At 74.5% G+C, this 21,947-nt stretch carries 17 protein-coding genes; 6 read left to right on the forward strand and 11 right to left on the reverse strand.

All coding sequences use genetic code 11. The annotated features are described in order from the left end of the window. Positions 1–14 precede the first annotated feature (14 nt). Positions 15–1,634, forward strand: a complete 1,620-nt coding sequence (locus tag IEY78_RS20860; RefSeq protein WP_373294201.1) for a PucR family transcriptional regulator — start codon at positions 15–17, stop codon at positions 1,632–1,634. A 60-nt stretch (positions 1,635–1,694) separates the two neighbouring features. Here the strand turns inward: IEY78_RS20860 and IEY78_RS20865 are convergent, their stop codons facing one another. The 7 genes from IEY78_RS20865 to IEY78_RS20895 all read right to left on the reverse strand — a co-directional run bounded on the left by IEY78_RS20865 (position 1,695) and on the right by IEY78_RS20895 (position 12,026). Next, complete coding sequence (locus IEY78_RS20865; protein ID WP_189100480.1) at positions 1,695–2,858, reverse strand: glycosyltransferase family 4 protein; 1,164 nt, start codon at positions 2,856–2,858, stop codon at positions 1,695–1,697. Positions 2,859–3,435: 577 nt separating this feature from the next. Beyond that, positions 3,436–4,971, reverse strand: a complete 1,536-nt coding sequence (locus tag IEY78_RS20870; protein ID WP_308426931.1) for an LCP family protein — start codon at positions 4,969–4,971, stop codon at positions 3,436–3,438. 232 nt (positions 4,972–5,203) lie between these two features. Further along, positions 5,204–7,300 carry a bifunctional polysaccharide deacetylase/glycosyltransferase family 2 protein gene (locus IEY78_RS20875; RefSeq protein ID WP_189100482.1) on the reverse strand — a complete coding sequence of 699 codons (2,097 nt, stop codon included), beginning with the start codon at positions 7,298–7,300 and terminating at the stop codon, positions 5,204–5,206. Positions 7,301–7,829: 529 nt separating this feature from the next. Then, entirely contained in the window at positions 7,830–9,560 is a 1,731-nt protein-coding gene (gene recN / locus IEY78_RS20880) for a DNA repair protein RecN (RefSeq protein WP_189100533.1), read from the reverse strand. 318 nt (positions 9,561–9,878) lie between these two features. After that, positions 9,879–10,757: an NAD kinase gene (locus tag IEY78_RS20885; RefSeq protein ID WP_189100535.1), complete on the reverse strand. Its 879-nt coding sequence runs from the start codon at positions 10,755–10,757 to the stop codon at positions 9,879–9,881. Positions 10,758–10,816: 59 nt separating this feature from the next. After that, on the reverse strand, positions 10,817–11,632 hold the full coding sequence (locus tag IEY78_RS20890) for a TlyA family RNA methyltransferase (protein WP_189100484.1): 816 nt from the start codon (positions 11,630–11,632) through the stop codon (positions 10,817–10,819). A 7-nt stretch (positions 11,633–11,639) separates the two neighbouring features. Continuing rightward, positions 11,640–12,026 carry a hypothetical protein gene (locus tag IEY78_RS20895; protein ID WP_189100486.1) on the reverse strand — a complete coding sequence of 129 codons (387 nt, stop codon included), beginning with the start codon at positions 12,024–12,026 and terminating at the stop codon, positions 11,640–11,642. A gap of 74 nt (positions 12,027–12,100) precedes the next feature. Here IEY78_RS20895 and IEY78_RS20900 point away from each other — a divergent pair, with 74 nt between their 5' ends. Then, positions 12,101–12,448: an SCP2 sterol-binding domain-containing protein gene (locus IEY78_RS20900; protein ID WP_189100487.1), complete on the forward strand. Its 348-nt coding sequence runs from the start codon at positions 12,101–12,103 to the stop codon at positions 12,446–12,448. Here the strand turns inward: IEY78_RS20900 and IEY78_RS20905 are convergent. From IEY78_RS20905 to IEY78_RS20915, 3 genes are all read right to left on the reverse strand, one after another. Beyond that, positions 12,432–13,274, reverse strand: a complete 843-nt coding sequence (locus tag IEY78_RS20905; protein WP_189100489.1) for an ABC transporter ATP-binding protein — start codon at positions 13,272–13,274, stop codon at positions 12,432–12,434. The genes IEY78_RS20900 and IEY78_RS20905 overlap by 17 nt on opposite strands. Before the next feature lie 98 nt (positions 13,275–13,372). Then, entirely contained in the window at positions 13,373–14,527 is a 1,155-nt protein-coding gene (locus tag IEY78_RS20910; protein WP_189100491.1) for a FecCD family ABC transporter permease, read from the reverse strand. Then, positions 14,524–15,573, reverse strand: a complete 1,050-nt coding sequence (locus IEY78_RS20915; protein ID WP_189100493.1) for a FecCD family ABC transporter permease — start codon at positions 15,571–15,573, stop codon at positions 14,524–14,526. The genes IEY78_RS20910 and IEY78_RS20915 overlap by 4 nt, the downstream gene beginning before the upstream one ends. A gap of 65 nt (positions 15,574–15,638) precedes the next feature. On the opposite strand from IEY78_RS20915, the gene IEY78_RS20920 reads away from it, so the two are divergent. Both IEY78_RS20920 and IEY78_RS20925 read left to right on the forward strand, forming a co-directional pair. Continuing rightward, entirely contained in the window at positions 15,639–16,667 is a 1,029-nt protein-coding gene (locus IEY78_RS20920) for an ABC transporter substrate-binding protein (protein ID WP_189100495.1), read from the forward strand. A gap of 158 nt (positions 16,668–16,825) precedes the next feature. Beyond that, the gene (locus tag IEY78_RS20925) at positions 16,826–17,716 is read left to right on the forward strand and encodes a siderophore-interacting protein (RefSeq protein WP_189100497.1); all 891 of its coding nucleotides are present in this window, start codon (positions 16,826–16,828) and stop codon (positions 17,714–17,716) included. 60 nt (positions 17,717–17,776) lie between these two features. Here the strand turns inward: IEY78_RS20925 and IEY78_RS20930 are convergent, their stop codons facing one another. Further along, positions 17,777–18,802 (reverse strand): HAD-IIA family hydrolase, encoded by a 1,026-nt coding sequence (locus IEY78_RS20930; protein ID WP_189100499.1) that lies wholly within the window; start codon positions 18,800–18,802, stop codon positions 17,777–17,779. Between the two features lie 175 nt (positions 18,803–18,977). Here IEY78_RS20930 and IEY78_RS20935 point away from each other — a divergent pair, with 175 nt between their 5' ends. Both IEY78_RS20935 and IEY78_RS20940 read left to right on the forward strand, forming a co-directional pair. Continuing rightward, a complete protein-coding gene (locus IEY78_RS20935) occupies positions 18,978–20,243 on the forward strand; it encodes a DUF1015 family protein (protein WP_189100501.1) in 1,266 nt (421 codons plus the stop codon). A gap of 153 nt (positions 20,244–20,396) precedes the next feature. Next, positions 20,397–21,929, forward strand: a complete 1,533-nt coding sequence (locus IEY78_RS20940) for a pyridoxal phosphate-dependent decarboxylase family protein (protein ID WP_189100503.1) — start codon at positions 20,397–20,399, stop codon at positions 21,927–21,929. The last annotated feature ends 18 nt before the right edge of the window (positions 21,930–21,947 follow it).

The raw sequence follows: 21,947 nt of genomic DNA on the forward strand, positions 1-21,947 counted from the left end.
GGCCGGAAGCGAAAATGGAGACCGAGATCACGGTGCGCAGGGCGCTGGAACTGCCCGCGCTGCGCCGCGGCCTGCCGGAGGTACTGGCCGGCAGCGACCGGCTGGACCGTGCGGTGCGCTGGGTGCACGCGGGCGAGGTCCCGCACATCGCCTCGCTGCTCAAGGGCGGCGAGCTGCTGCTGACCACCGGCCTGGGGCTGGGCGCCCGGCCCTCCGAGCAGCGCGCCTTCATCCGCAAGCTCGCGGACCGCGAGATCGCCGCGCTCGTCGTGGAGCTGGGCTCCCGCTTCGCCTCGCTGCCCACCGCCCTGGTCGAGGCCGCCCGGGACTGCGGGCTGCCGCTGATCCAGCTGCACCGCGAGGTCGCCTACGTCACGGTCACCGAGGCGATCCACACCGAGATCGTCAACAGCCACTACGCGATGCTGCGGCGCGCCGACGAGGTCCTGCGGCGCTGCACCGACGTGCTGCTGCGCGGTGGCGGCGCCCCGGAGGTGCTGCGGCTGCTGGCCGGCTTCACCGGCAACCCGCTCTGCCTGGAGGCCCCCGACGGCAGCCCGCTGTACGCGGCCGGGCCGGACGGGCCGGAAGGGGAAGACGGCCCGGCGGACGCCGATCCGCTGCTGGCCTGGGAGGGGCTGCGCGACACCGGCGCACGCATCGACGTCCCCGGCGGCGGCCACGGCCCCGACGCGGTCCGGGCCCGGCTCGTCCTGCTGCCCGTCAACACCCCGCTGGCGCCGGTGCACCGCATCGCCGCCGAGCGCGCCGCCGACCTGCTCGCCGTCGTCATGCTCCAGTCCCGCCAGGAGGAGGTGCTCGCCGCCCGGGGCCGCGGCGACTTCCTCGCCGATCTGGCGGAGGGCCGGATCACCGCGGCCGAGGCGCCCGCGCAGGCCCGCCTGCTGGGCTTCCGCCCCGGTACGGACCCGGTCCTCCCGGTGGTGATGCGGCTGCCCGCCGGCCTGCCCTCCCCCGGCAGCTGGGCGCTGCTCGCCCAGGCCCTGCGCGAGGAACTCGCCGCTCCCGGGGTGCCGGTGCTGCTCGGCGTGCGCCCCGTGGAGAGCCGGGTCCCGGTGCTCGTGGCGCTGCGCGCCGGCCTGGACCGGGCGGCGCTCGCCGACCGGATCGCCGAGGCCCTGCACGCCGGCGTCGTCCGCGCCGGTCTGGACCGCCCGGCCGCGCCCCGCCCCGTGGTCGTCGTCGGCACACCGGGCGACTGGGCGGCCGCGGGCCCCGGCCTGCGGCACGCGGCCCAGGCGGCGGCCGCGGCCCAGGGACTGCCGGAGGCGCCCTGGTACGACGCCCGACGGCTGGACATCGAGCTGCTGCTGTGGCGGATGCGCGAACACGGCGAGCAGGGCGTCCTCACCGACTTCGTGGAGCGCGCCATCGGGCCGCTGCTCGCGCACGACCGCGGTGCCCGCCAGCCGCTGCTGCCGACGCTGGAGGCCTATCTGGCCAGCGCGGGCCGCAAGGCGGAGACCGCCCGGGATCTGAACGTGAACCGGCAGACGCTGTACGACCGGCTGGCCCGCATCGCCCAGCTGCTCGGCACGGACCTGGACGATCCGCAGACGGTGCTGGGCCTGCGGCTGGCCCTGCGCGCCCGACGTCACACGGACCAGAGCTGACGGCGGCGGTCGCCCGGGGCACGTCAGCCTTGACCGCCCCGGCCGCGGGACCGGAGCGGGCTACACCGGCTGGATCGGCTGGGCCAGTTCGTCGTAGACGCTCAGGACCTGGGTGACGGTGTCGTTCTCGCTGGGCCAGCCGGCCGCCTGGGTCCGGCCCGCCTCGGCGAGCGCCGTGCGCCGTACGGGGTCGGCGAGCAGCGCGCGCACGCTGCGGGCCAGGGCGGCGGCATCCCCGTAGGGGACCAGCTCCGCGGCCGGGCCGACCAGTTCGCGGGTGCCGCCGGTGTCGGTGGCGACCAGCGGCACCCCGGCGCGCAGCGCCTCCTGGGCGATCAGCGAGCGCGCCTCCCATCTGCTGGACAGCACCACCAGGTCCGCGGCGGCGAGGAGTTCGGGCACGTCGTCGCGGCGGCCGAGCAGCTGGACGGGCAGCCGCTCGTGGTCGATCCGGCGCTGGAGCGCGGCCCGCTGCTCGCCCTCCCCCGCGATGGCGACCAGCGGCTGCGGATCGAGCGCGCACCAGGCGTGCGCCGCGTCCAGCAGCAGGTCATGGCCCTGGCTCGGGTCCAGCCGGCCCACCGCGAGCAGCAGCGGGCGGCCCACCGCGCCCAGTTCGGCCCGCTCCTTGTCGCGCATCCGGTCCTGCTCCTCGGGCTCGGCCGGGGCACCGCCGGCCCGGGGGCCCGGAATGGCGACCGGGGCCAGCCGGGCATCGCGCGCGCCCCGCTCGCGGGCCCGGTCCACCAGATCGGAACAGGCCCCCAGGACGACGGCGGCGGCCCGCGCCACCCGCCGCTCCATCAGATGCACCAGCCCGGCCCGGGCGCCCTCGGTGTGTGCCTTGGTGTGCCAGGTGATGACCAGCGGGACCGGCCCGCCGCCCCGGGGGCCGCGCAGTCCGCGCAGCGCCATCGAGGCGCGCATCCCGGCCCGCAGGCCGTGCGCGTGGACGAGGTCGGCGTCCCAGCAGGCGCTGCGCAGCGAGGCCACGCTCGCCGGGTCCATCCGCGGCGGGACGTGCACGAAGCGGGCGCCGGTGCCCGCGAAGTCGTAGGCCTCCTCGGCCTCCGGGGTGGCGCAGACGGTCACCCGCACCCCGCGGGCGACCAGCCCCTCGGCCAGCGAGCGGACGTGCGCGGCGCTGCCGGCGCTGCCGTGCCCCAGCACCTGGACCGTGCGCAGCGGTGACAGCCCGTGCGCCGAGGTCGGGGTGCTGGTCACGTGATCGGGGCTCCTGGGTCGGGGACGAACGGACCGTGCGGGCGGCCGGTCCGGTGGCTGCGGGGTGCTGCGGCGCGCGCGCCGCGCCCTGCCGCCCGCCCGCGGGACGGGCCGGCGGCGGTTCCGCCCGGGTTCGCGCACCGCGCCCAGGATGCCAGCCCGGCGACAGCAATTCGGCACCGTCGGCCCGCCGTTCCGGTGGGAAGTCTCACCCCAGCACCCACCAGATCACCCACATGGGCGACAAACCGCCCGCGCGTGTGGACGCCCCGCGCGGTCCGCCCCCTCGCCGGAGTGCGCCGTCGGCCACCCCGAGGGGCGCGCACGCCGGGCGGAAACGGCGGCCCCGCACGAGGCCCGGCGGCTCCCCGCACGGGCAGGGCGGCTAGGGGGTGTCGTTCGGATCATGGTGGATCAGGGAGCGGGGTCCGGTGCGTGCAGCTGCAAGGCGGAGGAGGGAGTCGACGCGGAGCGTCGGCGACCGACGACAACGCCGGTGGGGGTCCCCCCGCGCCGTTCAGGCGTGGGGGAGTGCGTGCCGGACCCCGCGAGCCCGCCATGATCCGAACGACACCCCCTAGCGCTGCGTCCTGACCGACACCGGCCGGTCGTCGCGCAGCTCGCCGAAGAGCGTCGCCGCCCGCCGCGCGTCCCACTTCACCGCGCTGCCCTTGGGCGTGCGGAGGTTGAGGCTGGCGACGGGGACGTGGAGGCGGGCGCCGTCGCCGGCCGAGACGCTCTTCATCGCCTTGAAGAGCGAGGTGAGGTTCCACAGGCTCATGCTCTTGTCGACGACGAGCGTGTCGAGGCCCGCGTTCATCGTGGGGTAGACCTTGGACGGGTCGAGCAGGGTGCCGGGCGTGGCCGTCTTGTGGGACAGCGCGGCCAGGAACTTCTGCTGGTTGCGGCTGCGGCCGAGGTCGCCCTGGGCCTCTTGGTGGCGCTGGCGGACGAACGCGAGCGCGGAGCGGCCGTCGAGCGTGTGGCAGCCCTTGCTGAGGTTCTCGCCGGACTTCTTGTCCTTGACGGCCTTGTTCAGGCACATCGGCACTCCGCCGACCGCGTCCACGATTCCGACGAAGCCCGCGAAGCCGATCTCGGTGTAATGCCCGATGTGCAGGCCCGTGTTGCGCTCGATGGTCCGCACCAGCAGCTCGGGGCCGCCGTGCGCGAACGCCGCGTTGAGCTTGTCCTTCGACGCGGGGTAGTGCTTGCCGGTCTCGGGGCGGGTGTACGGCGGGATGGTCACCCAGGAGTCGCGCGGCAGGCTCATCATCGTGGTGCCGTGGGCGCCGGTGTGCAGCAGGATCATCGAGTCGGTGCGGCGGCCCGCGTCCGCCGAACCGCCGGTGTGCAGATGCTTGATGTCCTTGCCGGACAGGCCCTGGCGGCTGTCGGAGCCCACGATCAGGTAGTTGGCGCCCTTGCCCGGTGCCGGCCGGCCGGCGAGCCCGCCGAGGTCGACATCGCGCTCCAGCTTGGTGTCGGCCCAGGTGTAGGTGCCGACGGAGGTGAGCAGCGAGACGACGACCAGGAGGCCGGCGAGCCGCAGGAGCCGGCGGCGGCGGGTGGGGCGGGTCGGCGGTTGACGGGTGGGGCGCCTGCGCAACGGGCCGACGGGACCGTCGGGGCCACCGGGGGCGGGGAGCCCGCCGTGTGGGCCGTGGCCGCCGTCCCCGCCGCCCGGGAATGCCGGGCCGGCCGGAGAGGCACCGGTCCGGGCCGGGGCGTCGGGGTCGTAGGGGGCAGCATGGTCGTACGGGGCGACGGCCGGGTCGTGGCCGTAGGGGGCGGCCGGGACGTTCGCGCCCTGCGCGCCGTAGGGGGCGTCCGAGCCGTATGTGCCGTGTGCGCCGTATATGTCCTGTGCGCCATATATGTGCTGTGCGCCGTACGCGTCCCGCACGTCGTGGGTGCCGTACGCGCCGTACGTGTCCTGCGCGCCGTAGGTGCCGTACGGATCGCCGCCGTGGTCTGCGGGCAGCGGTCTGGCGGGGACCGGTTGCGGCGGGTGGGGGGCGTGCTGCCCCGTCTGCCCCGTGACGGCGTGCGCCGGCTCCGCTTCGCCGCCGTAACGGTTGATGTCGGGGGACCCGTTCAACCAGTCATTCATGGGCGGACAGTCTGCATGCCCACGAGCCCTTCACCAAATGGCCCGCAATTCGGCACCGGAGGACGCGCCTTGGGGGGAGGAAAGCGGATATTTCGTGTGGTCGGGCGATGGATACGGGCGGATTCGTGGCGTGAAAGTGCGGGTGCGCGCGGGGGTCAGGGGGCGTACGACGGTGCCCGCCCGCGGCCGGGGGTGGGTCCCGTGTGACGGAACCCACCCCCGGCCGGCTCGCTCAGCGCGAGGACAGGCTCTCGTACGCCACCGGCTGCCCGATCGTCTGCGCGGCCGTTCCCGAGCGGTGCATCCGCTGCCACTTCAGACGGGTGCCGAGCAGCAGGGCCACCACGGACTGGATGACGACGAGGTACATCAGCTGCCGGTAGACCAGCAGCTGGAACGGCATCGCCCACAGCACGCGCATCTTCTCGCCGTCCAGGCGCAGCGCGTATCCGGCGCAGACCAGCTGGACGACCAGGAAGCCGCACCAGACGCCGGCCGACTGCCAGGGGCCGAGGAAGAGCAGCCCGTACAGCGCGAAGATGTCGACGATCGGCGCGAACAGCGGCAGGGCGATCTGGAACAGCGCGAGATAGCTCAGCCCGCGGCGGCCGAAGCGCCCGGCCGGGCCCATCTGGAGGGCGGCCCCGCGGTGCTTCCACACGGCCTGGATCGTGCCGTAGCACCAGCGGTAGCGCTGCCGCCACAGCTGGCGCAGCGAGGTGGGCACCTCGGTCCAGGCGACGGCGGACTCCTCGTAGACCACCCGCCAGCCCGCCTGCCACAGGGCCATCGTCAGGTCGGTGTCCTCGGCGAGGGTGTCCTCGCTGACCCCGCCGATGCCCAGCAGTGCGTCCCGGCGGAAGGCGCCGATCGCACCGGGCACGGTCGGCATGCACTCCAGCACCTCGAACATCCGGCGGTCGAGGTTGAACCCGAAGACGTACTCCAGGTGCTGCCATCTGCCCAGCAGCCGGCGCCGGTTGCCCACCTTGGTGTTGCCGCTGACCGCGCCGACGGCCGGGTGGGCGAGCGGCTGGACGAGGCAGTGAATGGCGTCCGGCTCGAAGACGGTGTCGGCGTCGACCATGACCACGATGTCGTGCCGGGCGTGCGCCAGACCGGTGTTGAGGGCGGCCGCCTTGCCCGCGTTGGACTGCCGGATCACGCTCACCCGGGGGTCGTCGATCCGGTCGGCGAGGTCCGCGGTCCGGTCCGTCGATCCGTCGTCGATCACGATGACCTGCAGCCGCTGGTGGGTGGAGGCGAGCAGCGAGTGGACGGTGGACTCGATGCCCGCCTCTTCGTTGTAGGCGGGGACCAGGACCGTCACCGGCGCGGTGATCTCCCGCAGCCGGGGCGATCCGGGACGGAAGCGGGTCAGCCGCCGGACATGGGCGCGGGCGAAGAACACCAGCATCGCCATCCGCAGCAGCCCCAGTCCGCCCGCGATGGCGAGCACCCAGGCCATCCCGCTGACGAAGGCGTGCCCCAGGGCCTTGGCCCAGATCAGGGCCGTGCCCGACCAGCGCTCCAGGCCGCTGACCGGCTCCTCGGGCGGGGGCTGCCGGACGCCCTGCGAGACGGTCGTGAACTTCTTGACCCTCGGGTTGTCGAGCAGCTCCTTGCTGCCCAGGTACGCGAGGTCGTTCTGGCTGAACTGCCGGATCACGCCCTGCGACGGGTTGCGGTACCACCGGTCGGCGGCGACCAGCGTGTAGCCCTCCGCGCCGGCCTTCCGGGCGGCCTGCCACTCGGCGCCGCACATGGTGTCCACCGCGGTGGTCTGCGGCAGGCGCAGCAGCTTGGTGTGGATGCCCGCGCTGCCCGCCAGCGCCTTCTGGGTGAGCGAGAGCTCCAGCGAGGCGCGCAGCGGCGAGGAGGCGCCCATGGCGCCCCCGGTGTAGCTGTTGGAGCCGATCTCATGGCCCTCGGCCCGGATCCGGCGCACCAGGTCGGGGTACTGCGCCGCCTGGGAGCCGCGCAGGAAGAACGTGGCGTGGGCGTGGTGCGCGCGCAGCAGTTTCAGCAGCCGCGGCGTCCACACGGGGTCGGGGCCGCCGTCGTAGGTGAGCGCCACCGTACGGGCCGGCACCGCGGACGACTCCGGCTTCCCGTCGCGGAACCGCACCACCGGGCCGCCCTTGTCGACGGAGCGGGGCACGGGGGTGGCGCAGTCCTTGCGCGTCTTCGCGGCGTCGACCTCATGGGTGGTCCAGCCCTCGAAGAGCAGGGCGCCGAACATCACCGGCAGCACCAGGATCAGCAGCAGCCAGTGGCCGCGCGGGTCGCGGGACTGGCGGTGCCGGGCGCGGTTCGCGCGGCGCCTCACAGCGCCCCCGGGACCCCGGAAGCAGGCATCGCGGGAGTACCTCTTCGGACAGCAGGGGCCAACAGGTCACGGACGACGGCGCCGAGGGGGCCGCGCGGCGCCCTGACCCGACGGGCGGAAGCATCCGCGCATGATCGGGCATCGCCTATTTTGTCCCGTTTTGTATACCATCTGGCCTCACACATGGTGGGCGAGTTTACTCATGGCCCCTCCGGGGGACGCACCGCGGATCATGCCCGTCCGGGCCGTACGCAGGGGGTTGTCACCCCGGCACAAGCGGTGGCCCACAGCGCGCACGAGGCCCGGCGGCGCGGCCCTCGGCGCCCCTGACGCCCCGGCAGACGGACTGCGCACCGCGCGTCGGACCGGGCGGCGCGGCCCGCTCTCCGGCCGCCGGCCGGCGGCGGACGCGGGGACGAGACACTGCTCACATACGCCAGGCGCGGGGGCGGGGCCCGGTCCGCGGAGCCGCCCGGGGTCCGTCGTTCGGATCGCCGCGCGGGCCCGGGCTGATCCGAACGGACAGGCGCTAGCTCCTCGTGCGCGCCGTTTCGAGCAGTTCCTCGGCGTGGGCGCGGGCCGTCTCGGAGTCCTCCTGGCCGGCCAGCATCCGGGAGAGCTCCCGGACCCGCTCCTCGCCCTCCAGGACGGTGACGCCGCTCCTGGTGACCGAGCCGTCGTTCGTCTTGGCCACCAGCAGCTGGCGGTCCGCGAACGCCGCGACCTGCGGGAGGTGCGTGACCACCACGACCTGCGCCTTCTTCGCGAGCCTGGCCAGCCGCCTGCCGACCTCGACCGCCGCCTTGCCGCCAACTCCCGCGTCGACCTCGTCGAACAGATAGGTCGGTACCGGGTCGGACCCGGCGAAGACCACCTCGACGGCGAGCATCACCCGGGAGAGCTCACCGCCGGAGGCCCCCTTGGCGATCGGCCGGGGCGGCGCGCCCGGGTGCGGTGCCAGCAGGAGTTCGACCTCGTCGGCACCGGCCGGTCCGTAGGCCACCGTGCGGCCGCCGACCTCGATGCCGTCGGCACCGTCCCCGGCGACCTCGCTCTGGCGGATCTCGACGGACACCCGGGCGTGCGGCATGGCGAGTTCGGCGAGTTCCGCGGTGACCGCGTCGGCGAAGCGGGCGGCCGAGGCGGTGCGGGCGTCGGTCAACGCCTGCGCCAGCTCGCCTAGTTCGGTGCGCAGCGCGTCCCGCTCGGCGGTCAGCTCGCCGATCCGGTCGTCGTCGCCGTCCAGCTCCGCGAGCCGGGCGGCGCCGTCCTGGGACCAGGCGAGCACCGCGGTGATGTCCTGGCCGTACTTGCGGGTGAGGTGGTTGAGGGCGGCGCGGCGCTCCTCGACGGCGGCCAGCCGCAGCGGGTCGGCGTCCAGGCCGTCGGCGTAACTCGCCAGTTCGCCGGCCACGTCCGCCATCAGGATGCCGATCTCGCCGAGCCGCTCGGCGAGCGTGGCCAGATCCTGGTCGTGGCTGCGGACGGCCTCCAGGGCGCGGTGGGCGCCGGCGACCAGGGTGGTGGCGTCGACGCCCTCGGGGTCCTCGGGGTTGCCGGCCAGCGCGGCGTGCGCGACGGTCGCGGCGGAGGCCAGCGCCTCGGCGTAGCCGAGCCGCTCGGCCTCGGCGGCGAGTTCGGTGTCCTCCCCGGGCAGGGGTTCGGCCGCCGCGATCTCGTCGAGGCCGAAGCGCAGCAGGTCGGCTTCCTGGGAACGCTCCCGGGCCCGCGTCGTCAGCTCGTCCAGCTCGGTGGCGACGGCGCGCAGCCGGCGGTGGGCGGCGGTGTATTTGGCGAGCGGGACGGCGACCGCGTCCCCGGCGTAGCGGTCCAGGGCCTGGCGCTGCCGGGCCGGCCGCAGCAGGCCCTGCTGGTCGGTCTGGCCGTGCACGGCGACCAGGTCGTCGGCGAGCTCCGCCAGCAGGCCGACCGGTACCGAGCGGCCGCCGACGTGGGCCCGCGAGCGGCCCTCGGCGGAGAGCGTGCGGCTGATCAGCAGCGCCCCGTCGTCCAGCTCGGCGCCGGCCTCCTCGGCACGTACGGCGGCCGGGGCGTGGGCGGCGACGCTGATCCTGCCCTCCACGACGGCCGACTTGGCGCCGATCCGCACCAGGGCGGGGTCGGCGCGCCCGCCGAGCAGCAGGCCGAGGCTGGTGACGACCATGGTCTTGCCGGCGCCCGTCTCGCCGGTCACCGCCGTGAAGCCGGGGGACAGCTCGACAACGGCGTCATCAATGACACCCAGGGACCGGATCCGCATCTCCTCCAACACGGATACGACCTTACGAGGTCCCGGGGCCGCCCCGCGACGGCCTCCCCTCACTCCTGTCCCCCGCCCCGCGGAAAACCCCGCCGGACCTGGGGCGGATGCCGCACGGTGCGGGCCCGGGCCCGGCGGTCACGCAGCCCTCCGTACGCACCGCCCGCACCGGACGAGGTGCCCATGTCCGGCGGATCGGTGCATACGACGGTGCGCGGCCCCCGGCACGCGCCGTCACCGGCCCCGGGCACGGCGCGGGCCCGGCCGTGCTCCCCCGCACCCGGCCCGGCCCCGCTGTCCTCTCCGGCGGATCAGCCCCTACTGCGGTGCGCCGCGCCAGCCCGCCACCGGGAGGGCGAACTTGGCCACCAGGCGGTCGGTGAAGGAGGCGTGGTGCAGCCGGGCCAGGCGTACGGGGACGGCGCCGCGGCGCACCTCGACGCGGGCGCCGGCGGGGAGTTCGACGCTGCGGCGGCCGTCGCACCACAGGACGCCGTGCGGGGTCTTCGGCTGGACCTCGACGGCGAGCACCGAACGCGGCGAGGTCACCAGCGGCTTGGCGAACAGCGCGTGCGCGCTGATCGGGACCATCAGCAGGGCCTCGACCTCGGGCCAGACCACCGGGCCGCCGGCCGAGAAGGCGTAGGCGGTGGAACCGGTGGGGGTCGCGCAGACCACGCCGTCGCCGCCGAAGCGCGAGACCGGCCGGCCGTCGACCTCGGTCACCACCTCCAGCATCCGCTCGCGCGCCGCCTTCTCCACCGACGCCTCGTTCAGGGCCCAGTCGGTGTGCACCACATTGCCGTTGTTGCGGACGAGGACGTCCAGCGTCATCCGCTCCTCGACCTCGTAGGCGCGGGTGACGACCCGGTCGACGACCTTGTCGAGGTCGTCGCGCTCGGCCTCCGCGAGGAAGCCGACGCGGCCGAGGTTGACGCCGAGCATCGGGACCCCGGACGACCGGGCGAAGTCGGCGCCGCGCAGCAGCGTGCCGTCCCCGCCCAGCACCACCAGCAGCTCGCAGCCCTCGGCCGTGCATTCCTCGGCGTCGACGCGCTCGACCGACGGCGGCAGCGGCAGGTCCGCGGCCTCCTCCGCCAGGACCCGCACCCCGATGCCGCAGCGCAACAGGCCCTGGACGACGAGTTCCGCGCTGCGGATGGCCGCGGGGCGGCCGGTGTGCGCGAGCAGGAACACCGTCCGCCCGGCGCCGCCCCTCTCGTGTGCTGCGCTGCCTTCAACTGCCTGGGTAGTGGTCAACGAGGCCCCTCCGCCACTGCACGGTCGACGTCCGCCGGGTCGAGTGCAGGCGCCCCGGCGCGCAGCCACAGAAAGTACTCGACATTCCCCGACGGACCCGGCAGCGGGCTCGCAGTTACGCCAAGTACGCCAAATCCGAGGGCGGCCGCCCGCTCGGCGACGGCGCACACCGCCTCGGCGCGCAGCCGCGCGCTGCGCACCACCCCGCCGCTGCCCAGCCGCTCCTTGCCGACCTCGAACTGCGGCTTGACCATCAGCACCAGGTCCGCGTCGGGCGCCGCGCAGGCGGCCAGCGCGGGCAGCACCAGGCCCAGCGGGATGAACGAGAGGTCGCCGACGACGAGGTCGACGGGCTGCGCGTCGATCTGGTCGAGGGTCAGTTCCCGGACGTTGGTGCGGTCCTTCACGGTGACCCGCTCGTCGCTCTGCAGCGACCAGGCGAGCTGCCCGTACCCGACGTCGACGGCGACCACACGGCCGGCGCCGGCCCGCAGCAGGACATCGGTGAAGCCGCCGGTGGAGGCGCCGGCGTCCAGCGCCCGGCGGCCCTCGATCCGCAGGCCGAGCGGGACGAAGGCGGCGAGGGCGCCGGCGAGCTTGTGCCCGCCGCGCGAGACGTACTCCGGATCGCTCTCGTCGGCGCGGACGACCACGGCCGCGGCGGTCTCGACCTGGGTGGCCGGTTTCGTCGCCGTCGCCCCGCCCACGGTCACCCGCCCCGCGGCGATCAGCTGGCTCGCGTGCTCGCGCGAGCGGGCCAGCTTGCGGCGCACCAGCTCCGCGTCGAGTCGGCGTCGTGCCACTCCTGCCACCTGTGGTTCAGCTCCTGTTGTCGTGCGTCGTGTCGTGCGTCGGGGAATCCGGGGACGGTGCGGGCGGCCCGGGGTGCTGGTCGAGGGCGGCCAGCACGTCGCGCAGCCCGCGGTGCACATCCTCGTACACCGGGAGATGGCCCTCGGCGGGGAGGTGGTCGGCATCGGCCAGCCGCCGCAGCCGGGCGTCGACCGCGGCCTGGCCGGTGGGGGTCACGCCCACCTCGAGGGGCCGCGGCCCGGCGGGAGAGTCGGGCCCGGGGTCCGCCCCCGGCCCGGGGTCGTGCGGCGCGTCCCCCGCTCCGGCGCCCCGGGGCTCCACGGGCTCGTCCGGCCCCCTGGCCCCGGCGTCCTCGGGTGCCTCCGGCTCCGGGCCGGACATCGACTGTTCCATGCCCCCGACGCTACCTCGGCGAAGGGCGCCGGGGACGAACGAGCCGTCCCCGACCTGGCGTATCGTCGCTTCCGATGGCAACCCTCGACCAGTGCCGCGCCGCTCTCGACCGGCTGGCCCAGAACATGTCCTCGGCCGACGGCAGGGTCCGCGGCGCTACCGCGGTCCACCGCTCGCTCAGCTGCCGCATCACCGACCTCGACGTGACCTTCGTCGGGCGGCTGGCCGACGGCACCATCCAGGACGTGACCGGCGTCCCCGGCCCGCCCCCGCACAAGGCCGATATCCGCCTGACCATGACCGGCGACGATCTGGTGGCCCTGGTGGACGGGCAGCTGAACTTCGCCCGGGCCTGGAGCAGCGGCCGCGTCAAGCTGGAGGCCGGCCTGCGCGACCTGCTGCGGCTCAGGACGCTGCTGTAACCGCCGCCCGGTCCGGTGCCGGTGCGGCCGCCCGGCCACCGCGGCGCCGGCGGGCGGCGGGGACGACCAGCGGGGTGCCGGTCTCCGGGTCCTCGATGACCTGGCAGACCAGCCCGAAGACCCGCTCCACCAGCTCCGCCGTGACGATCTCGCCCGGCGCTCCCGCCGCGACGACGGCGCCGTCCTTCATGGCGATGAGGTGGGTCGCGTACCGGGCGGCGTGGTTGAGGTCGTGCAGCACCGCGACGAGGGTGCGGCCCTGCTCCTCGTGGAGTTCCGCGCACAGGTCCAGCACCTCGATCTGATGCTGGATGTCCAGGTAGGTCGTCGGCTCGTCCAGCAGGAACAGCGGCGTCTGCTGGGCGAGCGCCATCGCGATCCACACCCGCTGGCGCTGCCCGCCGGACAGCTCGTCGACGCAGCGCTCGGCCAGCGCGTCCACACCGGTGGCCGCCATCGACTCCCGGACGATCCGCTCGTCCGCCGCCGACCACTGCCGCAGCAGCCCCTGGTGGGGATAGCGGCCGCGGGCGACCAGGTCGGCCACGGTGATGCCGTCCGGGGCGATCGAGGACTGCGGGAGCAGTCCGAGCGTCCTGGCGACCTTCTTGGCCGGCTGCGCGGAGATCGCGGTGCCGTCCAGCAGCACCGCTCCGGCGGCCGGCTTGAGCATCCGCGACAGCGCGCGCAGCAGCGTGGACTTGCCGCAGGCGTTCGGGCCGACGATGACCGTGAAGGAGCGGTCGGGGATGGCGACCGAGAGGTTCTGGGCGATGACCCGCTGGTCGTAGGCGAGGGTGACCTGCTCGGCCGTGAGGCGGCTCACGTCTGCACTCCTGGGGGTTGTCGTGTCACTGCTGTGCTGCGGTACGGGCCGCGCCGTCGCCCGGCCCGTCCGGCGGCGGGGCCGGTCCGCCGCGCCGCTCATATCCGTCCCGCCCGGCGCTCCGTGACCAGCAGCCACAGCAGGTAGCCGCCGCCGAGGAGGCCGGTGAGCACCCCCACCGGCAGCTGGTCGGCGCCGAAGAGCTGCTGCGAGGACCAGTCGGCGGCGACCAGCAGCGCGGCTCCCATCAGGGCGGAGGGCAGCAGGTTGGGGCCGGGCGACCGGGTGAGCCGGCGGGCCAGCTGGGGTGCGCTGAGCGCCACGAAGGAGATCGGCCCGGCCGCGGCGGTGGCCACGGCGACCAGCACGACCGCCGCGGCCAGCGCGACGATGCGGACCCGGTCGACCCGCACGCCCAGCGCGCAGGCCGCGTCGTCGCCCATCTCCAGCATCCGCAGCCCGCGCCCGTGGCCCAGCAGCAGCGGCACGAGGACGGCGCAGACGGCGGCCGCCGGCCAGACCTGGTCCCAGTCACGGCCGTTGAGGGAGCCGGTCATCCAGGTGGTGGCCCGGGTCGCCTCGACGATATTGGCCTTGGTCATGAGGTAGAGCACCACCGCGTAGAGCATCGCGCTGACGCCGATGCCGACCAGCACGAAGCGGTAGCCGTGGATGCCACGCTGCCAGGCCAGCAGGAAGATGGCGAGACCGGTGACCAGACCGCCGGCGGCCGCGCCGGCGGCGACCGCGAAGCCGCTGTCCTGGAAGAAGACGATGACGGTCAGCGCGCCGACGGACGAGCCCTGGGTGAGGCCGAGGACGTCCGGACTGCCCAGCGGATTGCGGGAGACGGTCTGGAAGACCGCCCCGGAGATCCCGAACGCGGCGCCGACCAGCAGCCCCACCAGCACCCTCGGCAGCCGCAGGTCCTGCACGATGAACCGCTGGCCGGGGTCCCCGCCGCCGGTCAGGGTGGCGAGCACCTCGGCCGGCGTCATCGGGTAGTCGCCGGAGCCGATCAGCGCGACGCCGGCGGCCAGCGCGAGGGCCAGCAGCAGCAGTCCGGTCCACACGGCGCGCGGGGCCAGGCGCAGCGAGAGCCCGCCCGCGGTACGCACCGTCCAGGTCCGCCGGACCGCTCCCGCCGCGGCCCGCTTCTTGCGCGCCCGGTCGGTCTCCTGGTCGGTCTCCTGCGCAGGGTCCTGCCCGGTGGTCTGCCCCGTGCTCTGCCCGGATTTCACGGTCGCGCTCACAGCTGGGCCATCCTCCGACGCCGTACGAGAAAGATGAAGACCGGCCCGCCGATGAGGGCCGTGACGATGCCGACCTGGAGTTCGCCGGGCCGGGCCACCACCCGGCCGAGCACATCCGCGCCGACCAGCAGCACCGGCGAGAGCACCGCGGAGTACGGCAGGATCCAGCGCATGTCGGGACCGGTGAGCGCCCGGACGGCATGCGGAACCATCAGGCCCACATAGACGATCGGGCCGCAGGCGGCGGTCGCCCCACCGCACAGCAGGGTGACGGCGGCCATCGCCAGCACCCGGGTGCGGGTCAGCCGGGTGCCCAGCGCCCGCGCCTGGTCGTCGCCGAGCGCGAGGGCGTTCAGCGGCCGGGCGAGCAGCAGCGCGAAGAGCGCGCCCACCGCCAGGAACGGCGCGATCCGGGTGACCGTCGGCATGGTGGCCGCGGCCAGCGAACCCACCGTCCAAAAGCGCATCTTGTCCAGCGCCGCGGTGTCCAGCAGGTTGACCGCGTTGATGTAGCCGACGAGGACGGCGCTGAGCGCGGTGCCGGCGAGGGCCAGCCGGACGGGCGTGGCACTGCGGGTGCCGCCGAGGACGTACACCGCGACGGAGACCACCGCGGCGCCGGCGAACGCCCACCACGCATAGCCGGCCAGCGAGGTGACGCCGAAGAAGCTGATGGCGGTCACGACCGCGGCCGAGGCGCCGGCGTTGATGCCGAGAACTCCCGGGTCCGCCAGGGGATTGCGGGTCAGCGCCTGCATGACCGTGCCGGCCAGGCCGAGGGCTGCGCCGACCAGCACACCGAGCAGGGTGCGGGGGTAGCGCACATCGCGGATGACGACATCGGTGTCGGAGCCGGAGTAGTGGAACACCCCGTGCCACACCTGGTCGAGGGGGATCTGTTTCGCGCCGACGGCGATGCCGAGGACCGCGACGACGGCCAGGACGGCCACCGAGGCGACCAGCCCCGCGAGGCGCAGGGCCTGCCGTCGCCGTGGTGGCACCGGGGCCGGGGCGGCCGGTGCTTCGGGGGGACTGTCAACCAACACGATAGTTAGGTTAGCCTACCCTCACAATCTCCGTGCAGGCCCTCCCAGAGAGAAGCGCAGACACCATGAGTTCCTCCCGCAGCACCTCTTTGTCCCGTCGCGGCATCCTGGCCGCGGGCGGCGCCGTCGGCGTCGGCGCCCTGCTGGCCGCGTGCGGCGGGGGCAGAGGCACGGGAGGCACCAACGGCGCCGACGGGAAGGGCTCCTGGAGCTTCACCGACGACCGCAGGAAGAAGGTGACCCTCGCGGCCGGACCGCGTCGCATCGTCGCCTTCACCGGCACCGCGGCCGCGCTGCACGACTTCGGGATCGACGACCGGATCGTCGGCGTCTTCGGCCCGACCAAGCTGAAGAACGGCAAGCCCGACCCGCAGGCCGGCGACCTGGACATCCGCAAGGTCACCATCCTGGGCAACGCCTACAACCAGTTCAACGTCGAGAAGTACGCGTCCCTGCGCCCCGATCTGCTGGTCACCAACATGTACGAGCCGGGCGCGCTGTGGTTCGTCCCGGACGAGAGCAAGGACAAGATCACCGCGCTGGCGAAGACGGTGGCGCTGACCTCGTCCCGCACCCCGCTCAACAAGATCATCGAGCGCTATGCCGAGCTGGCGGAATCGCTCGGCGCCGACCTGCGGGCCAAGAAGGTCACCGACGCCAAGGCCCGCTTCGAGAAGGCCTCCGAGTCGCTGCGCAAGGCCGCCAAGTCGCACCCGGTCAAGGTGCTCGCCTGCTCCGGCAGCCCGGACCTCTTCTACGCCTCCAACCCGGGCATCAACGCCGACCTCATGTACTACAAGTCCCTCGGCGTCGACCTGATCGTCCCGGACCACCTGGACAAGGGCGGCTACTTCGAGAGCCTGAGCTGGGAGAACGCCGACAAGTACCGGGCCGATGTCCTGCTGCTGGACAACCGGACCGCCACCCTCCAGCCCAAGGACCTGGCCGCCAAGCCCTCCTGGTCCAAGCTGCCCGCCGTCAAGGCCCACCAGATCACCCCGTGGTCGAGCGAGCCGCGCTTCTCCTACGCGGGCGCCGCCCCGCTCATCGAGTCGCTCGCCAAGGCCATCGAGAGCGCCAGGAAGGTCAACTGACCCACGGCCGAGGCACCTCGGCGGCCGGGCCGCGGCGACTCCGGCCGCCGGCCCGGCCACCACCCGGCAGGCCCGCGCACTCCGCCGCAGCAGCACCGCACCACCGCCCCGCACCCCCACCCCCGCACCACCGCAGTCCGTCCCGGGAGGTTCCCCGCATGACCACGACCGCCGCCCCCGCCACCACGCCGTTCCGCTTCTTCGAGGTCCAGGTCCTGCGCGCCCGGCGGCTGGGGCCGTCCATGGTGCGGGTCACCTTCGGCGGCGAACGGCTGGCCGAACTCGCGTCCGGCGGTCGCGACCAGCGCTTCAAGCTCTTCCTCCCGCAACCCCACCAGGACCGCCCGGTCTTCCACGACACCGGCGACGGCTGGTACACCACCTGGCGGGCGCAGGACCCGGCCGAGCGGCCGGTGATGCGCTCGTACACGATCCGCGAACAGCGCCACGACCCGGCGGAGTTCGATGTCGACTTCGCCCTGCACGGCGCGGAGCCGGGAGCCTTCACTTCCGCGGGCGGGCCGGCCTCCCGCTGGGCCGCCCGGGCCCGGCCCGGCGACCGGCTGACCGTGCTCGCCCCGGCCGTCGAGGACAACGGCGGGGTCGACTTCCGGCCACCGGCCGGCACCGACTGGATCCTGCTCACCGGCGACACCACGGCGCTGCCCGCGATCGCCGGCATCCTGTCCTGGCTCTCCCCCGGCACCCGCGCCAAGGTGTGGATCGAGATCGCGCACGAGGACGACCGGCAGCAGTTGCCGTCGTTCGCCGACACCGACATCACCTGGCTGGTCCGCGACGGGGCCGCCGCCGCACCGGGCGGGCCGGTGCTCGACGCGCTGCGCGCCGCCGACCTGCCCGCGGGCACCCCCTACGCCTGGGTCGCCGGCGAGTCCGGGACCGTCAAGGCCGTGCGCCGCCATCTGGTCCGCGAACGCGGCATCGACCGCCGGGCCGTCACCTTCACCGGCTACTGGCGGCGCGGCGCCACCGAGGAGGACCTGATCGCGGAGCTGACGGCCGCGGCGGCCGCGCGCCAGGACGACTGAGCGCACCGCGGGGGTCCAGGGGCCCGCGGCGGCCGATGCGCACCGCCGGGGCCCCGGCCCTCACATCCCGATCCGGGCCAGCGCCTTGCCCGCGTCCGCCGCGCAACTGCCGTCCCCCGCAGCCGTCCAGGCCGCCGCGCACAGCGCCCGTAGCCCGTCCAGCGGGGCCCCCTCGCCGGTCACCGCGAGGCTGTCCCCGGACGCCTCGGCCCGCCAGCCGCCGCACCGGAAGCCGTCCCCGTCCGCGCTCACCGAAGGCTGCGGGGTGAGCAGTCCGCGCAGATCGGCGTCCACATACGCGGGACGGTGCGGCGGCGTTGCGGCGAGCAACGCGGCGGGGGTGGTGACGCCGGTGAGCACCAGCAGCGAGTCGACCCCGCCGTTGACGGCGCCCTCGATGTCCGTGTCGAGCCGGTCGCCGATCACCAGCGGCCGCCGCGCGCCGGTGCGCAGCACCGTCTCCCGGTGCATCGGCGGCTGCGGCTTGCCCGCCACCTGCGGCGATCCGCCCGCCGCGATCCGCACCGCCTCGACCAACGCGCCGTTGCCCGGGGCGATCCCGCGCTCCTTGGGGATGGTGAGATCCGTGTTGGACGCGAACCACGGCACCCCGCGCTGCACCGCGTACGCCGCCTCCGCCAGCCGCGTCCAGTCCAGCGCGGGGTCGAAGCCCTGCACCACCGCCGCCGGATCGTCGTCCGCGGAGGTGACGGGCTCCAGGCCGCGCTCGCGCAGCGCCACCAGCAGCCCCTCACCGCCGATCGCCAGCACCCGCGCGCCCGCCGGCACCTGCTCGGAGATCAGCCGGGCCACCGCCTGCGCCGAGGTGATCACGTCCTCGGCGCCGGTCGGCAGTCCGAAACCGGTCAGCTGGCCGGCCACGGCCTGCGGCGTCCGGGCGGCATTATTGGTCACATAGGCGAGGTGCATCCCGCCGTCCCGCGCGGTGGTCAGCGACTCGACCGCGTGCGCGATGGCCTGTCCGCCGGCGTAGACGACCCCGTCCAGATCCAGCAGCGCGGTGTCGTACGCCTCGCTCAGCGCGCGCCGGCACCCGTCGGGCTGCCTGCGAACCTGCTCGTTCATGCCGTCTCGCTCCTCGCTCCCACTCGTCCGCGAAGGAATCCGCCGCCCCGCCGGGGGCGCAGGCGCCGCCCGGGACCGGTGCGCGGCCCTCCGCTTGGCACCTACCGGTATTTCCGGCCAGGTACCGGCTGTCCCCCGATCTTCCCTCATCGGCCGGGCGGCATAGCATTATTCAATGACCCGTACCGACGGCCTCCGCCTCCTCCCGTTCCGCGGACTGCGATACGACCGGGACCGCGTCAGCAGCCTGACCGCCGTGACCTCCCCGCCCTATGACGTGGTGGTCCGGCCGGACGGCGTGCGCCATCTGGAGACCGCCGATCCGTACAACATCGTCCGGCTGATCCTCCCGCACGCCGCCGACCCCACCACCCGCCACCGCCAGGCCGCCGACACCCTGAGCCGCTGGCGCGCGGAGGGCGTGCTGCGGCAGGACCCCGAGCCCGCGCTGTACGTCTACGAGCAGCGCGCCGGTGCGGTGCTCCAGCGCGGGCTGATCGGGGCGCTGCGGCTGGACGGCCCGGTGCTGCCGCACGAGGGCGTCATCCCGGAGGTGGTCGAGGACCGGGCCGCGCTGATGCGCGCGGCGGCCGCCAACTTCGAGCCGCTGCTGCTGTCCTACCGCGGTGAGGGCACCGCGACCGGCGCCGCCGCGGTCATCGAGCGCGTGGTGCAGGAGGAGCCGCTGCTGGCGACCGTCACCGAGGACGGCTTCGCGCACCGCCTGTGGGCGGTCACCGACGCGGCCGATCTCACCGCCGTCGACGACGACCTCTCCGGCCGCAAGGCCCTGATCGCCGACGGCCACCACCGCTGGGCGACCTACCAGCGCCTCCACGAGCAGCAGTCCGGCGCCGGCGGCGCCTCCCCCTGGGCCTCCGGCCTGGTGCTGCTGGTCGACACCGCCCGCTATCCGCTCCAGGTCCGCGCGATCCACCGGGTGCTGCCGCATCTGCCGCCCGCCAAGGCGCTGGCGGACCTGGCCGGTTCGTTCCGCGCCCGTGCGCTGCCGGGCGAGCTGTCCGCCGCCCTGGAGGCGCTGGAGGAGACGCCCGGCACCGCCTTCGTGCTGGCCGGCGGCCCGGACTCCTTCCACCTCCTGGACCGCCCGGACCCCGCGCTGCTGGACCGCACGATCCGCCGGGACCGGCCCGAGGCCTGGCGGCAGTTGGACGCCACGGTGCTGCACTCCGTCCTGCTGGACGAGGTCTGGCACATCCCCGACCACCCCTCGGACATCGGCTACCTCCATCACACCGGGGCCGCGGTCGAGCAGGCCGCCCGGCACGGCGGCACCGCGGTCCTGATGCGCGCCACGTCCGAGGAGACGGTCCGTCAGCTCGCGGAGCGGGGCGTGACGATGCCGCGGAAGTCCACGTCCTTCGGCCCCAAGCCCGCCACCGGCCTGGTCCTGCGCACCCTGGAGGAGACCGGCGACTGACCCCCCGCGCCGCCCCCTCGCGGCACCGCACACCCACCCGCGCTCGGGTTAGGTTAGGCTTACCTAACCACGTCGCGGGCGGGCCTCCCTGCCCCTGCGCACACCTCACCCTGCGCAGCACGTGGTCAACTCCGCACCAGGGAGGACTTCGCCATGAGTCTCCTCGCGCACTCCGCCGAGGACCCGGCCGACGGCCGGACACATCTGCTCCACAACGGCACGGCGCAGCACTACCGGCGCACGGTCACCGAGGCCGTCACCCGGATCAGCGCCAAGATCGCCGGCACCACCCGCCCGTTCACCGGCGTCACCGTCGACGGCCTCACCCCCACCGTCTCCGGCGTCGACCTGGACGCACCGCTGCACGACGCGGCCGCCGCGCTCGACGAGCTGGAGGACGTCTACCTCCGCGACGCCGTCTACTTCCACCACCCGCGCTACCTCGCCCACCTCAACTGCCCCGTGGTGATCCCCGCCCTGGTCGGCGAGGCCGTGCTCGCCGCCGTCAACTCCTCCCTGGACACCTGGGACCAGAGCGCCGGCGGCACCCTCATCGAGCGCCGGCTGATCGACTGGACGGCCGCGCGGATCGGCCTCGGCGAGCGGGCCGACGGCATCTTCACCAGCGGCGGCAGCCAGTCCAACCTCCAGGCCATGCTGCTCGCCCGGGACGAGGCCTGCCGCCGCGCGCTCACCGGCGGCGAACTGCCCGACGGTGCCCGGCCGTCCGACGTCCTGCCGCGGCTGCGCATCCTCACCTCCGCCTGCAGCCACTTCAGCATCCACAAGGCGGCCACCCTCCTCGGCCTGGGCGCGGACGCCGTCATCGCCGTCCCCTGCGACGAGCAGAAGCGGATGCGCACCACCGACCTGGCCGCCGAACTGGCCCGCTGCCGCCGCGAGGGCCTGATACCCATGGCCGTCGTCGCGACGGCCGGCACCACCGACTTCGGCTCGATCGACCCGCTCCCCGAGATCGCCGGCCTGTGCGCCGGGTACGGCGCCTGGATGCACGTCGACGCCGCCTACGGCTGCGGCCTGCTGGTCTCCCGCCGCCGCGAGCTGCTGAACGGCATCGAGCACGCCGACTCGGTGACCGTCGACTACCACAAGTCCTTCTTCCAGCCGGTCAGTTCGAGCGCCGTCCTGGTCCGCGACCGGGCCACCCTGCGGCACGTCACCTACCACGCCGACTACCTCAACCCGCGCCGGATGGTCGAGCAGCGCATCCCCAACCAGGTCGACAAGTCGCTCCAGACCACCCGCCGCTTCGACGCCCTCAAGCTCTGGCTCACCCTGCGCATCATCGGCGCCCCCGCCCTCGGCGCACTCTTCGACGAGGTCATCGACCGCGCCGCCGACGCCTGGAAGCTGCTGGCCGACGACCCCCGCTTCGAGGTCGTCGTCGAGCCCCGGCTGAGCACCCTGGTCTTCCGCTACGTCCCCAGCACCGACCAGGACCCCGACCTCGGCGACCGGGTCAATCTGCACGCCCGGGAAGCCCTGTTCGCCTCCGGTGACGCGATCGTCGCGGGCACCACCGTCGACGGCCGCCACTACCTCAAGTTCACCCTGCTCAACCCGGAGACCACGCTGGAGGACATCGCCACCGTCCTCGATCTGATCGCCGAGCACGCCGGCAGCTTCCTCGCCGCGCGCCCCCGGCCGACGCTCAGTGCGCGCTGACCCTCCCCACCGCCGACA

Origin of the sequence: Streptomyces kronopolitis (assembly GCF_014646275.1) — a bacterium.
GTDB lineage: Bacteria > Actinomycetota > Actinomycetes > Streptomycetales > Streptomycetaceae > Streptomyces > Streptomyces kronopolitis.